At 60.3% G+C, this 12,987-nt stretch carries 14 protein-coding genes; 4 read left to right on the top strand and 10 right to left on the bottom strand.

Annotated elements, in window-relative coordinates:
• Window positions 1-2: 2 nt before the first annotated feature.
• Window positions 3-509, bottom strand: coding sequence for a putative pterin-binding protein (locus tag ACQZ5N_RS16745; RefSeq protein ID WP_003522565.1), 507 nt, complete (start codon window positions 507-509; stop codon window positions 3-5).
• A gap of 617 nt (window positions 510-1,126) precedes the next feature.
• On the opposite strand from ACQZ5N_RS16745, the gene ACQZ5N_RS16740 reads away from it, so the two are divergent.
• Complete coding sequence (locus tag ACQZ5N_RS16740) at window positions 1,127-2,563, top strand: NAD-dependent succinate-semialdehyde dehydrogenase (protein ID WP_269829648.1); 1,437 nt, start codon at window positions 1,127-1,129, stop codon at window positions 2,561-2,563.
• Between the two features lie 239 nt (window positions 2,564-2,802).
• Window positions 2,803-3,900: a DNA alkylation repair protein gene (locus ACQZ5N_RS16735; protein WP_448733544.1), complete on the top strand. Its 1,098-nt coding sequence runs from the start codon at window positions 2,803-2,805 to the stop codon at window positions 3,898-3,900.
• 7 nt (window positions 3,901-3,907) lie between these two features.
• Here the strand turns inward: ACQZ5N_RS16735 and ACQZ5N_RS16730 are convergent, their stop codons facing one another.
• From ACQZ5N_RS16730 to ACQZ5N_RS16710, 5 genes are all read right to left on the bottom strand, one after another.
• Window positions 3,908-4,933, bottom strand: a complete 1,026-nt coding sequence (locus tag ACQZ5N_RS16730) for a sulfate/molybdate ABC transporter ATP-binding protein (protein WP_448733543.1) — start codon at window positions 4,931-4,933, stop codon at window positions 3,908-3,910.
• Between the two features lie 5 nt (window positions 4,934-4,938).
• Window positions 4,939-5,826 (bottom strand): sulfate ABC transporter permease subunit CysW, encoded by an 888-nt coding sequence (gene cysW / locus ACQZ5N_RS16725; RefSeq protein ID WP_448733542.1) that lies wholly within the window; start codon window positions 5,824-5,826, stop codon window positions 4,939-4,941.
• Between the two features lie 3 nt (window positions 5,827-5,829).
• The gene (gene cysT, locus ACQZ5N_RS16720) at window positions 5,830-6,669 is read right to left on the bottom strand and encodes a sulfate ABC transporter permease subunit CysT (RefSeq protein WP_078053429.1); all 840 of its coding nucleotides are present in this window, start codon (window positions 6,667-6,669) and stop codon (window positions 5,830-5,832) included.
• A 57-nt stretch (window positions 6,670-6,726) separates the two neighbouring features.
• A complete protein-coding gene (gene cysP, locus ACQZ5N_RS16715) occupies window positions 6,727-7,713 on the bottom strand; it encodes a thiosulfate ABC transporter substrate-binding protein CysP (protein ID WP_035264351.1) in 987 nt (328 codons plus the stop codon).
• Window positions 7,714-7,882: 169 nt separating this feature from the next.
• Window positions 7,883-8,953: an enoyl-CoA hydratase/isomerase family protein gene (locus ACQZ5N_RS16710; RefSeq protein WP_448733541.1), complete on the bottom strand. Its 1,071-nt coding sequence runs from the start codon at window positions 8,951-8,953 to the stop codon at window positions 7,883-7,885.
• A gap of 284 nt (window positions 8,954-9,237) precedes the next feature.
• Between ACQZ5N_RS16710 and ACQZ5N_RS16705 the strand changes: the two genes are divergently transcribed.
• Window positions 9,238-9,495, top strand: coding sequence for a DUF2934 domain-containing protein (locus ACQZ5N_RS16705; protein ID WP_078053427.1), 258 nt, complete (start codon window positions 9,238-9,240; stop codon window positions 9,493-9,495).
• A gap of 66 nt (window positions 9,496-9,561) precedes the next feature.
• On the opposite strand, the gene ACQZ5N_RS16700 is transcribed toward ACQZ5N_RS16705, so the two are convergent.
• Window positions 9,562-10,326: an SH3 domain-containing protein gene (locus tag ACQZ5N_RS16700; protein WP_031233675.1), complete on the bottom strand. Its 765-nt coding sequence runs from the start codon at window positions 10,324-10,326 to the stop codon at window positions 9,562-9,564.
• A 257-nt stretch (window positions 10,327-10,583) separates the two neighbouring features.
• On the opposite strand from ACQZ5N_RS16700, the gene ubiG reads away from it, so the two are divergent.
• On the top strand, window positions 10,584-11,336 hold the full coding sequence (gene ubiG, locus ACQZ5N_RS16695) for a bifunctional 2-polyprenyl-6-hydroxyphenol methylase/3-demethylubiquinol 3-O-methyltransferase UbiG (RefSeq protein ID WP_448733540.1): 753 nt from the start codon (window positions 10,584-10,586) through the stop codon (window positions 11,334-11,336).
• A 39-nt stretch (window positions 11,337-11,375) separates the two neighbouring features.
• Here the strand turns inward: ubiG and ACQZ5N_RS16690 are convergent, their stop codons facing one another.
• Genes ACQZ5N_RS16690 through grxC form a run of 3 tightly spaced genes read right to left on the bottom strand, consistent with a single transcriptional unit; the run spans window position 11,376 to window position 12,948 of the window.
• Complete coding sequence (locus ACQZ5N_RS16690; RefSeq protein WP_448733539.1) at window positions 11,376-11,804, bottom strand: DUF1178 family protein; 429 nt, start codon at window positions 11,802-11,804, stop codon at window positions 11,376-11,378.
• Window positions 11,801-12,661 (bottom strand): carbon-nitrogen hydrolase family protein, encoded by an 861-nt coding sequence (locus ACQZ5N_RS16685; protein WP_448733538.1) that lies wholly within the window; start codon window positions 12,659-12,661, stop codon window positions 11,801-11,803. Before ACQZ5N_RS16685 ends, ACQZ5N_RS16690 begins: the two co-directional genes overlap by 4 nt.
• Window positions 12,662-12,693: 32 nt before the next feature.
• Window positions 12,694-12,948 (bottom strand): glutaredoxin 3, encoded by a 255-nt coding sequence (grxC, locus tag ACQZ5N_RS16680; protein ID WP_003522552.1) that lies wholly within the window; start codon window positions 12,946-12,948, stop codon window positions 12,694-12,696.
• Window positions 12,949-12,987: the final 39 nt, after the last annotated feature.

Genomic DNA, 12,987 nt, shown 5'->3' with positions numbered 1-12,987 from the left:
CTTTATTCCACTATCAGTTTGGCAACTTGCCATGCGGACCGCGAATAATAGGTCTGCTTCTGCAGCTCCGGATCGCTGTCATAGGGATAGATGACGAACAACGGGCCTTTTTCGCGAACTGTCATGTAATTGCCATCCAGCTTGATCGCCAGAATAACGTTAAATTTCTTAAAATCTTCAATCGGTATCGTGCTGACATAATCGTTGAGAGCGACTGCCGTGACGCTGGTGCCCTTTGCGCCGACGACATCCATCAATTTTGCCAGCGAAACACCATCGAAACGGACGCGGCCATCATGCCAGGGCGTCGTCGTCTCCACCGTCACCATGCCGAGCGCTTCCAGCATGTCACGATCAAATACCGCGGCACCCTCGCCATTCGTATTGGCGATGTTTCCGGATATGGTTAATATCGGTTTTCCTTGCGGTTTGGCAATTTCGCCGGCTTCGGCACAGGAAAGCCACGCGAGCGACAAGAACGCACTGAGAAGTACCCGGGCGAAACTCATACTTTTTCTCCATCGATAACGTTCAGGTCGAGGGTTTTCACCAACCTTTGAAGGTCAAGGGAACCGACGCTAGCAATATATATCAGGAATGGATGTTATATCCTCAGTGAGATTTTATCCGTATTTTCTCTAGGTTTTGAGTAAACCCTTTGGATAAGTTTTCCGTCTTATTGTATTTTTTCAGGCCACGCGTCCCATTATGACACAAGCGACAAGCTCCGGAGACCCCTCCCGATAATTCGTCAGGTGCGACAAAGGCCGAATTGTGGCGAGAGCCTTTCCGTCGTCGCGCAGCTTCATCTGATTCGCCTGAGGCAGCCGGATAAGCAACGCCCCGTCCGCGTGCCAGATTGAAATGACGAATGGCAAATTCTGCGTCACGGAAAAATCATGGCGATTGCCGGAGCGCACGGTTGAAACATACCGCCCGGGCCTTAATATAAAGGCTGTCGTTTCCGTTTCCGACAATTCCAGAAGCCCCCGTCGGAAATATCCAGACACATGTTCCGCGCAGCGAAAGCCGCGATGCCGGATATCGTCCGGCCAGGAAAATTCTGTTCACGTCTCCGGGCCGGACGGCATTTCGCCGTATCGGCCGCATCATGAAGGTAGCCCCTATGCACACCTATCCCGACATCAAACTTCTCATTGATGGCGAATGGCGAGACGCCGTTTCCGGCAAGACGATCGCCGTGTCCGATCCGGCAACCGACGAGATCATCGGCGCGATTGCGCATGCCGAGAAGGAAGACCTCGATCTGGCGCTTGCCGCCGCCGAGCGCGGTTTCAAGGTGTGGCGCGACACCTCGCCCTTCGAGCGCTCGAAGATCATGCGCAGGGCGGCCGATCTCCTGCGCGAGCGCAAGGACAAGATCGCCTACATCATGACCCGCGAACAGGGCAAGCCGCTGGCGCAATCGGGCACCGAGGTCATGGGCGCCGCCGACACCATCGACTGGTTCGCGGAAGAAGCACGCCGCACCTATGGGCAGGTCATTCCGGCGCGCGCAACCGGCGTTTCGCAGCTTGCCATCAAGCTGCCGGTCGGTCCCGTCGCGGCGTTTACACCGTGGAACTTCCCGATCAACCAGATCGTCCGCAAGCTTTCCGCAGCGCTTGCCACCGGCTGCTCCATCATCGTCAAGGCGCCGGAGGAAACACCCGCATCGCCGGCCGAACTGATCCGCGCCTTCGTGGATGCGGGCGTGCCGGCGGGCGTCATCGGCCTCGTTTACGGCGTTCCATCCGAGATTTCGGAATATCTGATCCCGCATCCGGTTATCCGCAAGATTTCCTTCACCGGCTCCACTCCCATCGGCAAACATCTGGCCGCACTTGCCGGCAAGCACATGAAGCGCGCCACGATGGAGCTCGGCGGCCATGCGCCGGTGATGATCTTTAACGACGCCGATATCGACAAGGCAATCGAAGTCACCTCGCTTGCCAAGTTCCGCAATGCCGGCCAGGTCTGTGTCGCCCCCACCCGCTTCCTCGTGCAGGACGGCGTGGCCGACCGTTTCCTTGAAGGGTTCGTGGAAGCGACGAAGGCCATCAAGGTCGGCAACGGGCTGGAAGACGGCGTCATCATGGGGCCGCTCGCCAATGAGCGCCGCATTCCGGCGCTGGAAGGCCTCATCAACGACGCCGTTTCCCATGGCGCGGAATTGAAGACCGGCGGCCGCCGCATCGGCAACAAGGGCAATTTCTTCGAGCCGACGGTTCTCGCCAATGTGCCGACCACCGCCAAAATCATGAATGACGAACCCTTCGGCCCGGTCGCCATCATCAACCGCTTCTCGAGTTTCGATGACGCCATCACCGAGGCGAACCGCCTGCCCTTCGGCCTTGCATCCTATGCCTTCACCGGCTCGGTCAAAACCGCCCACGCGCTCGGCCAACAGGTCGAGGCCGGCATGCTGACCATCAACCACAACGGCCTTGCGCTTCCGGAAGTCCCCTTCGGCGGCATCAAGGATTCCGGTTATGGCACGGAAGGCGGCTCGGAAGCGGTTCAGGCCTATCTGGAGACCAAATTCGTCAGCCAGATGAGCTGAGTGTTCCGAAATTTCTTCTCCCCGCCGGGGAGAAGATGCCCGAAGGGCAGATGAGGGGGCGAGCTCTCCGCATATCGCTACGCTCGCCCCTCATCCCGCTGCCGCGACCTTCTCCCCCTCGGGGAGAAGGCGAAAGTCGCGCTCGCTCGATCCATTCTCACCTCCGATCGTTGCTCAGCCTTCTTGCGTATAGCCTCCTTCTGTCCTAAAAGAACAAAAAGTGAACCTTGAGGGGCGACATGAGCGACGCGGCGGCACCGGCACTGAAGGAAATCTTCAACCGCGAGAAACTGCGGCATATCGCCGATGAGACCAAGGCCGTTCATCCGCCATTTGACGTTTCCGCCTTCATGGCGCTCGCCACCGAAAACCTTGAAGCGCTGGGCATTATGCAGCGCATGCGGCAGGTGGCGACGAGCCTGCATGCGACACTTCCCGGCGACTATACCCGCAACATCGAAATCCTGACCGCCGCAGCGCCGGGCATCGGCAACGGTTTCGCCTCCATTTCGCTTCCGGAATATGTGGCGCTCTACGGCCTCGATGATTTCGATCTTTCCATGGAAGCGCTGCATTATTTCACCCGCTTCGGCTCCTCTGAATTTGCCATCCGTCATTTTTTGCAAAAGGACTTAGGCGCCACCCTCGCCGTGATGGAAACATGGTCGCGACACGAGAACGAACATGTGCGGCGGCTGGCGAGCGAAGGCTGCCGGCCCCGCCTGCCATGGTCGTTCCAGCTCAAACCTCTCATCGACGATCCCTCACCGGTGACAGCAATCCTCGACACGATGAAAGCCGACGAGGCGCTTTATGTGCGCAAATCCGTCGCCAATCATCTGAACGACATCACCAAGGACAATCCCGCTTTCGTGCTGGCGCTGATCGATACATGGCCGAAGGACAATCCGCACACACGCTGGATCACGCGGCAGGCCCTGCGCACATTGATCAAGAAGGGCGATGCCGCGGCACTTGCCCATCTTGGCGCACATGAGGAAGCGGAAATTTCCCTTGCGGCATTTCAGGTTACGCCGGACAAAGTCGCACTCGGCAATCCGGTGCGGATTTCAGCCTCCTTCACCTCGACGGCGAAACGGCCGCAGAAACTGGTGATCGACTACGCCGTGCATTACGTGAAGAAGAGCGGCGACGCCTCCGCGAAAGTCTTCAAGTGGAGAGAGATCGAACTTCAGCCCGGCGAGACATGCGCGCTGTCGATCAGCCGCGCCATACGTGATTTCACGACCCGCAAACACTATCCCGGCCTTCACAGGGTCGACCTGACGATCAACGGCAAGCTTGTGGCAGAAAGCGCCTTCGAGCTTCTGGGCTGATAGCGGCTCACGCCGCCGGGAAAATCTTCGCCCGGCGGATGATGACGGAACCGCGGTCTCCGGCGGCGACATCGTTTTCCGGCGGCACGTCGAATTCCAGAAGGTCGCCGCCATCGGTGCTGGCGATCACCCGGCGCTCGCCCGCGCGGTCGAGAACCCGCGCCACCGAGGCCGGAATGCCCTCATGCAGATCTTCCCACTCCAGATCGCCGGGGCGGGCATAGATGTCCACCGCGCCATCGCCTTGAGCGTAGGAGAAAGGCAGCTCGTTGTCGCCGACATAGACCTTGCCGCCGCGCGCCACGCCGGACACCCGGTTGGCATCGCCCAGAAAGCGCATGACGAAGGCGCTGTTCGGCTGGCGGCAGACCTCCTTCGGTGTGCCCTGCTGTACGATCTCGCCCTGATTGAGAATGACCACGCGGTCGGCAAGATCAAGCGCCTCTTCCTGGTCATGCGTCACGAAAATCGTGGTGATGCCGAGCGAATCGTGAATCTCGCGCAGCCAGCGGCGCAGGTCGCGGCGCACATTGGCGTCCAGCGCCCCGAAGGGCTCATCGAGCAGAAGCACCTTTGGATCGACCGAAAGCGCACGCGCCAGCGCCACGCGCTGCCGTTGGCCACCGGAGATCTGCGCCGGAAAACGGTCGCCCAGGCCATCGAGCTTCACCAGCCGCAGAAGCTCTTCGACGCGGGCATCGATTGCCGCCTTGTCCCGCTTCACCTTCGAAACCTTCATGCCGAAAGCGATGTTTTGATGCAGGGTCATATGCGGAAAGAGCGCGTAATGCTGGAACACGAAACCGACGCCGCGGTCCCGCACCGGAATATTGGTAGCATCCTCTTCGCCGAAAAAGATACGGCCGCCATCGCTATATTCGAGACCGGCAACCATGCGCAAAATCGTGGTCTTGCCGGAACCTGAGGGACCGAGCAGCGCCAGCAGCTCGCCGCTTTCGATATCCAGCGAAACATCGCGCACGGCGCGGAAGGTATCGAAGGTCTTCACCACATTTTCGAGGCGGATTTTCATGGGAATCAGGTCTCCGTGGCGATGGCAGCATCGCCGTTGGTCTTCTTGGCCCCGCGTCCGGCGCCGCGCCGTTCCAGCGCCACCTTGGCGATGATGGTGACGACGGCGAGGGTGGCGAGGATCGAGGCCGAGGCAAAAGCGCCGGCCGTCTGGTAATCGTGGTAAAGCAGCTCGATATGCAGCGGCAGCGTATTGGTCTGGCCGCGAATATTGCCCGATACGACCGATACCGCGCCGAATTCACCCATCACGCGGGCGTTGCACAGCACGACGCCGTAAAGCAGCGCCCATTTGATATTCGGCAAGGTGACCGAAAAGAAGGTGCGCCAGCCGGAGGCGCCAAGCGAGGTCGCCGCCTCCTCCAGATCGCAGCCCTGCGCCTGCATCAGCGGGATAAGTTCCCTCGCCACGAAAGGCGCGGTGACGAACATCGAGGCGATGACGATGCCGGGCAGCGCAAAAAGTATCTTGATGTCATGCGCATCGAGGAACGGGCCGAAAAGCCCCTGCAGGCCGTAAACGAAGAGATAGGCGACACCGGCGACGATGGGCGAGATGGAGAAGGGTATCTCGATCAGCACCAGCAGGAAGCGCCGGCCCGGGAAATCGAACTTGGTGATCGCCCATGCGGCCGCAACACCGAAGGCCGTATTGACCGGCACGGCGATCAGCGCCGTCAGCACCGTCAGCATGATGGCGTGGCGGGTATCGGGATGGGTGATGGTGGCCGTATAGGCCTTCCAGCCTTGCGAAAAGGCCTCGACGCCGATGATGATAAGCGGCGCGAGGACCAACAGGGCGCCGATGACCAGCACGAAAGAAATCAGGCAGCGGCGAACGAGAGGCGCGTCGCCGACGCGTGGCGGTTTGCGATGTGACGAAACGGCGCTCATCTCTCAGCCCCTCACCGTATAACGAAGCGCACGCGCCTGCAGATAATTGGTCACCGCCAGCATCACGAAGGCGGTGATGAGCAGCACGGAGGCGATGGCGGCCGCCGCCTGATAATCATATTCCTCCAGCCGGATGAAGATCAGCAGCGCCGTGATTTCCGTCGAAAACGGCTGGTTACCGGCGATGAAGATGATCGCCCCGAATTCGCCGAGGCTGCGGGCGAAGGACAGCGACAGACCGGCGAGCAACGCTGGCGTCAACAGCGGCAGGATGATCTTGCGGAAAATTTCGAGATCGGAACCGCCGAGCGATTGTGCCGCTTCCTCAAGTGCCGGATCGAGGTCTTCCAGCACCGGCTGCACCGTGCGCACGATGAAGGGCAGGCTGGTAAAGGCCATCGCCACCATGATGCCGAGCGGCGTGTAAGCCACCTTGATGCCGAATTGCGAAAGCACCGAGCCGAACCAGCCATTGCCCGCAAACAGTGTCGTCAGCGCAATGCCGGCAACGGCGGTCGGAAGCGCAAAAGGCAGATCGACGATGGCGTCGACGATGCGCCAGCCGGGAAAACGGTAACGCGTCAGCACCCAGGCGAGCGCCAGCCCGAAGATGACGTTGAACAGCGTGGCGGCGAGCGCGCAGAGCACGGTAACACGATAACTGGCCACGGCGCGCGGCGAGGAGATGATCGACCAATATTCGGCAGGGCCGAGGCTTGCCGCCTTGAACACCAGCGCCGAGAGCGGCAGAAGCACGATGATGGCAACGTAAGTCAGGGTAACGCCAAGGGACAATTTCAGCCCCGGCAGAACATTCCGCTTCAAACCCCGCCCCCCATTCATCAAAAAGCGACCCGGCGGTTTCCCGCCGGGTCTTTTACCTATTGCGTATCGCTGTGATTAACGGCTGCCGTAAAGCGTATCAAGCGTCGCGCCGGATGCAAAATGCTCTTTCTGGATTTTGTCCCAGCCGCCGAAGACATCATCGACGTTGACGAGGCGAATGGCCGGGAACTTGTCCTTGAATTCGCCGACGACCTTTTCATTGTGGACGCGGTGGCCGAATTCGGCGGCGATGCGCTGGCCTTCCTCGGTATAGAGGAAGTCGAGATAGCTCTTCGCCAGATCGCGCGAGCCGCGCTTGTCGACGACCTTGTCCACCACGGCCACCGGGAATTCGGCCAGCAGGCTGACGGAGGGCACGACGCCTTCCACCTTGTCTGCGCCATATTGCTTGGCGATGCCGCGCGTCTCGGCTTCGAAGGTGATCAGCACGTCGCCGATTTCACGCTCAACGAAGGTGGTGGTGGCGGCGCGGCCTCCGGTGTCGAACACCGGCGTATTGTCGAAGATTTTCTTGACGAATGCCTGAACCTTCGCGTCGTCGCCGTTGAACTTCTCCTTGGCGTAAGCCGTGGCGGCGAGATAGGTGTAACGGGCGTTACCCGAGGTCTTCGGATTTGGGAAAACGATCTTCACATCGTCGCGGGCAAGATCGTCCCAGTCCTTGATACCCTTGGGATTGCCGGCGCGCACGAGGAAGGACGGGAAGGAATAGAAGGGCGATGCGTCGTTCGCAAAATCCTTCTTCCAGTCGGCGGAAACGAAGCCCTGCTTCACCAGAAAATCGACATCGGTGACCTGATTGAAGGTGACGACATCGGCTTCCAGACCCTCGACGATGGCGCGCGCCTGCTTGGAAGTGCCGGCATGCGACTGGTCGACGGTGACGCCCGGATGCAGCTTGATGAACGCCTCGTTCTCGGCCGCGAAAACTTCGCGGGCGACATCGTAGGATGCGTTGAGAATGGTAGTCGGAGACTGCGCCTGCGCCGCACCTGCAAAAAGAGCGGCAATGGCAGTACCGATAATGAGAAGACGTTTCATGAATACCCCCGGCAATTCGAATGGTGCTCAACATAGCGGGCGGCGGCAACGCCCGCGAGAAACAGCCATGCTTTCCGGGCGCGCGGATTGGAAATTTCACCCAAAGAATATCGGCTCCAAAGGCGATGATTTCATATACGACAAGAAGCCGGATTTCTTTTGCGCCGACCTAAAGACGATGATCGGGAAACAGATTGCCGGAATGCGCGGCAAAATAAGGCGCAATGTCCTCCTCCCTCACCTCCTCCAGCCGTGCCGGTTGCCAGCGGGGATTGCGGTCCTTGTCGACCAGCGCCGCACGCACGCCTTCGTAAAAATCATGCTGCCGCAATATTTCCCTACCGGCGGCAAATTCCCGCTCCAGGCATTCGATGAGGCTCGCGCTTTCCCGGCCGAGGCGTAGCAGCTTCAGGGTCAGTTTCAGACTGGTGGGAGAGCGTTTTTGCAGAACCTCGAGGGTCTCGCGCGAAAACGCATCCTGGCGCGCCGAAAGCGCGGCGAAAATCTCCTCGACCGTGTCGAAACGGAATGTCGCGTCGATGATATCCCGATTTATGGATAAAACGTCTTCACCGGCCTCGACGGCGTGTGCCGCAATCACCATCTCGATGCTGTCTATATCCGCAGCTTGCGACAGGTCTTGGACCAACCCGTCGAGACGGTCCGAAGGAACAAGATAATCGGCAAAACCGGCATAAATGGCATTGGCAGCGGTAACGGCGTTGCCCGTCAACCCCAGCCAGATGCCGCATTCGCCCGGCGCCCGTGGCAAAAGCCAGGAGCCGCCGACATCCGGGAAGTAACCGATGCCGGTTTCCGGCATGGCGAGTTTTGTGCGTTCCGTGACGATGCGGTGGCTGCCATGGGCTGAAATGCCGACACCGCCGCCCATGACGATGCCGTCCATCAGCGCGATGTAGGGTTTGCCGAAGCGGGCAATGCGATAGTTGAGCGGAAATTCTTCCCGCCAGAAATCAAGCACCTGCGGGTCGCCCGCCTTGCCGAGATCGTGAATGATGCGGACATCGCCCCCGGCGCAAAGCCCCCTGTCGCCTTCTCCGGTCAGCACCACACAGGAAATATCGGCATCCTCTTCGAAACGCTGAAGCGCCTGAAACAGGTCGCGCACCATCGGCAAGGTCAGGCTGTTGATGGCCTTCGGGCGGTTGAGGCGAATGATGCCTGCCCCTCCCCGTTTTTCGACGATGACCTGCGCATCCGCTTCCGTTCTCTGTTCCAAGACCGCCTCCTCCGCTGCCCATTCATCCGGCCATCTTGGCGGCCCTGGCGCGATCACGCAACGTTGATCTTGTTCTGCGGGAACGTCTTTCGCTCAAACCGCTTTAACGGGCAGAAAATGCCAGAAATCCGTTTTCGCAATGCAGCATGTTTGCTTGACGCCCGGAAAATCATGGCATGTAATGGGTTCTGGAAATGCCGGCATTGATTCCTGTCGAGCGTGTGCCGGACCAAAGCGGAATGTCGCCTTCTCATAGGCGCTGTAAACAGCAACGGGAGACGAGCATGCAGGTTTCGGAACACGAATGGATCAGTAAACGGGCATATACACTCTGGGAAAAGGAAGGCCACCCCCATGGGCGCGACGCGCACCATTGGGAACAGGCTAAGCATGAATTTTCGCTGCTGAAGACATCGGAAGCGACGAAACCCGCAACGCGCAAGAAGGCCGCTCCCAAGGCCGCTGCTGCAGAAGCCGCACCGGATGCGCAAGCCCCGGCAAAACCCAAAGCCCGTGCCCGCAAGGCTGCCGCCGCGAAATAACGGCTCGTAAAGCCAAGCTGAAGCCATAAATGAAAAAGCCCGACAATCATGCCGGGCTTTGTCTGTTTAGCGCGGGTCACAACCCGGATCGCCGATCCGGCAGCCATCGCGGAAATTTTCCGAAGCAGGCGCACGGCGCGGGTCATCCCATTGGCGACGCTCTGGGCGACGCTGGCCTTCATCCTGGTTCTGCTGGCCATCGCGATTGCGGTCGCGGTTTTCATCTTCGAAGCGGCGGCGGTCGTCGTCGCGACGCGGCCTGTCCTGATTTCTGTCACCCTGGTTCCAGTCGCCGTAACGACGTTCCCAGCGCCCGTCATTCGGGCCACCACCCTGGCGGGGGTCACGCCACTCGTCACGCGGACGCGGGCGATCCCAGTCAGCGCGGGGCGGCGGAGGCGCGGCGTTCCAGTAACCGCCGGACGGCGGCGGACGGCGCCAGCGGTCGCGCTCGCGGTAAAAGTCGCGGTCGCGATAATAGCGGTCCCAATAACGGCCGACTTCGAAGGTGATCACCGGCACGCCGAGATCGCGGTAATAACGCGGTTCGACATAGACCCGGTTCTGCCGGTAGGTCGTGGCGATATAACGCCCGGCCACCCAGCCGCGACCGCCCACGAAGGAAACATCGCACCACGGCGTATCGGAAAGGCAGCCGTGCACGGTGAGCGGCGCGCCATTCGGGATAACCACGACGGCCGGATAAGCCGTGCTCGGGCCGGAGCGCATATTCACATTCGCGGTGGCGAAACCCCGCGTCGCAGCTTCGGCAAGTGCCGGTGCGGCGAGCATGGCCACCAGCGCAATTGCGCCAAACAGTTTTTTCTTCACTTCTTTCTCCTCAAGCAAAGGCCCGCTTTGCCCTTGTCGGCATCCACCATGTTCGATGGACGAGTATGCGTTCCACATACTGCCACGACCGGAAAATACGCGGTTCTGCATGAACGCAGCATGAAACAAATGAGGCATCCAATCAGTTCCACCTGCGGCAATCAGCGCCCGATAAATCGCCGCCGGAATGGACCGCCGGTCTTGACTTCGGGGGGCAATCATCCGACTTCAATGCAACAGCAATATGGAGCAGAACCATGAGCGAAACCGCACAGACGACCGTCGACCAGAGCGAAGTGGATCGCTTCTCCGCGATGGCTGCGGAGTGGTGGAGCCCGACCGGCAAGTTCCGCCCGCTGCACAAGTTCAATCCGGTGCGGCTCGAATATATCCGCAACCGCATCTGCGAAAATTTCGGCCGCGACCCGAAGGCGCACCGCCCGCTGGAAGGGCTGCGCATATTGGATATCGGCTGCGGCGGCGGCCTTCTCTCCGAACCCGTTGCACGCATGGGTGCGGATGTGGTGGGCGCCGATCCCTCGGAAAAGAATATCGGCATCGCCTCCACCCATGCCCGCGAAAGCGGGGTCAGCATCGACTACCGCGCCGTGACTGCCGAGCAGTTGCAGGAAGCCGGCGAAACCTTCGACGTCATCCTTAACATGGAGGTGGTCGAGCATGTGGCCAATGTCGATCTCTTCGTCACCACCTGCGCGAAAATGGTGCGCCCCGGCGGCCTGATGTTCGCCGCCACCATCAACCGCACGCTCAAAGCCCGGGCACTGGCGATTTTCGCCGCCGAAAACGTGCTGCGCTGGCTGCCGCGCGGCACGCACCAATATGAAAAGCTCGTTCGCCCGGAAGAGCTCGAGCGGCCGCTGGTGGCGAGCGGCATGGATATCATCCACCGCACCGGCGTCTTCTACAACGTGTTGCAGGATCGCTGGAATCTTTCGCCGGATATGGACGTCAACTACATGATGCTGGCGAAGCGGCCGGCGCAGGGCTAAACCCCGGACGCTATTTGCGTGAGGTCGTCCTAAAGAAGTTCAGTTGACGTCGTCGGGCAGCACCGGCAGCGGCGCGATCTCGATACCCTCGTCCAGCAATGCCTTGGCGTCCTGCGCCGAGGCATTGCCGATGATGCCGCGCTCATCCGCTTCGCCATAGTGGATCTTGCGGGCTTCTTCCGGAAATTTATCGCCGACATCTTCCGCATTGGCGCGGATATTGGCAACGGCCTCGCGGATTTTCGCAAGCGCCTCTTTTCGGGCGGTATCCATGGCCAGCGTCTGGCGTTCGTCTTTCTTGCGGGCGGTGGAAACGGAAGGAGCCATCAACAGCTTGGAGACCTGCACGGAATTGCAGACCGGACAGGACAGGAAACCGCGCTGCAACTGACCGTCGAAATCGTCGCTGCCGGCAAACCAGCCTTCGAACTCATGGCCCTTTTCACAGGCCAGCGCATAACGGATCACGCCGCTTCACCTCCGGCAGGTTTCAGGGGAGTAACCGTGTCCAGACCGAACTCGCGGGCATTGCGCAGATTGGGAATCTTGCCACGCGCAGCGGCAACGAGTGACGTGTCGATGTCGGCGAAGATGATTTCCTCTCCGGCGCCGCCGGCAACGGCCAGAACCTTGCCCCATGGGTCGATGATGATGGAATGGCCAAAGGTCTCCCGCCCGTCCTCATGCACGCCGGCCTGCGCGGCGGCGATGACGAAAGCGCCGTTTTCGATGGCGCGGGCACGCAGCAGGATTTCCCAATGCGCCTCCCCCGTCTGTCGGGTGAAAGCCGCCGGAACGGTCAGAACCTCCGCACCTGCCAGCGCTTCCGCGCGGAAAAGCTGCGGAAAACGGACGTCGTAGCAGATTGCGAAGCCGAATTTCCCCAACGGAAGTTCGGCGATACGCGCCACTTCGCCGGGTTGATAGGCAGCGCTTTCGCGCCAGCTTTCACCATTGTCGAGATCGACATCGAACATATGGATTTTGTCGTAGCTGCAGATGCGCGAACCATCCGGCGCGAAGAGAAAACCGCGATTGGCGATCTTGCCATCCGGGCGGGCAATGGCCGTGGAGCCGACATGGACATGAATGCCGAGTTCGCGAGCAAGACGCGCGGCCGTCGCAACGATGATATCGCCATCGTCATCACGCAGTTGCGCACGCAGCGCCTGCCTGTCCTTCTGGATTGCGCCCGTCATTTCCGGGGTCTGCACATAAACGGCGCCCTCGGCCGCAGCCGCACGCACCAGCCGTTCCATATCGGCGGCGTTTCTTGCCGGATCGACGCCGGAGCGCATCTGAATGGCGGCAGCCTTGAAACTCATCACATCCTCCATACCCGCAAGATCGCGGCCGATCAGGCGGCCAGCAGCGCGTCCAGTTTACCGGCGCGCTCCAGCGCGTGCAGATCGTCGCAGCCGCCCACATGCTGGCCGTTGATGAAGATCTGCGGGAACGTCGTTCCGCCGGATTTCTCGATCATTTCCTGCCGGTATTCCGGTGTCGTCGTGGCGTTATATTCGGCATAATCCACGCCCTTGCTGTCCAGCAGCGCCTTGGCGCGCGCGCAATAACCACAAAAATCCCGCGTATAGATCGTCACCGGTGCCATGTTTTCAAAGCCCTCGCAAACGTGCGGTAAAACGCACGA

This window comes from Agrobacterium sp. 22-221-1 (assembly GCF_053522445.1).
Note: the sequence above shows the minus strand (reverse complement) of the source record. Positions and strands in the feature narration are given on the sequence as shown.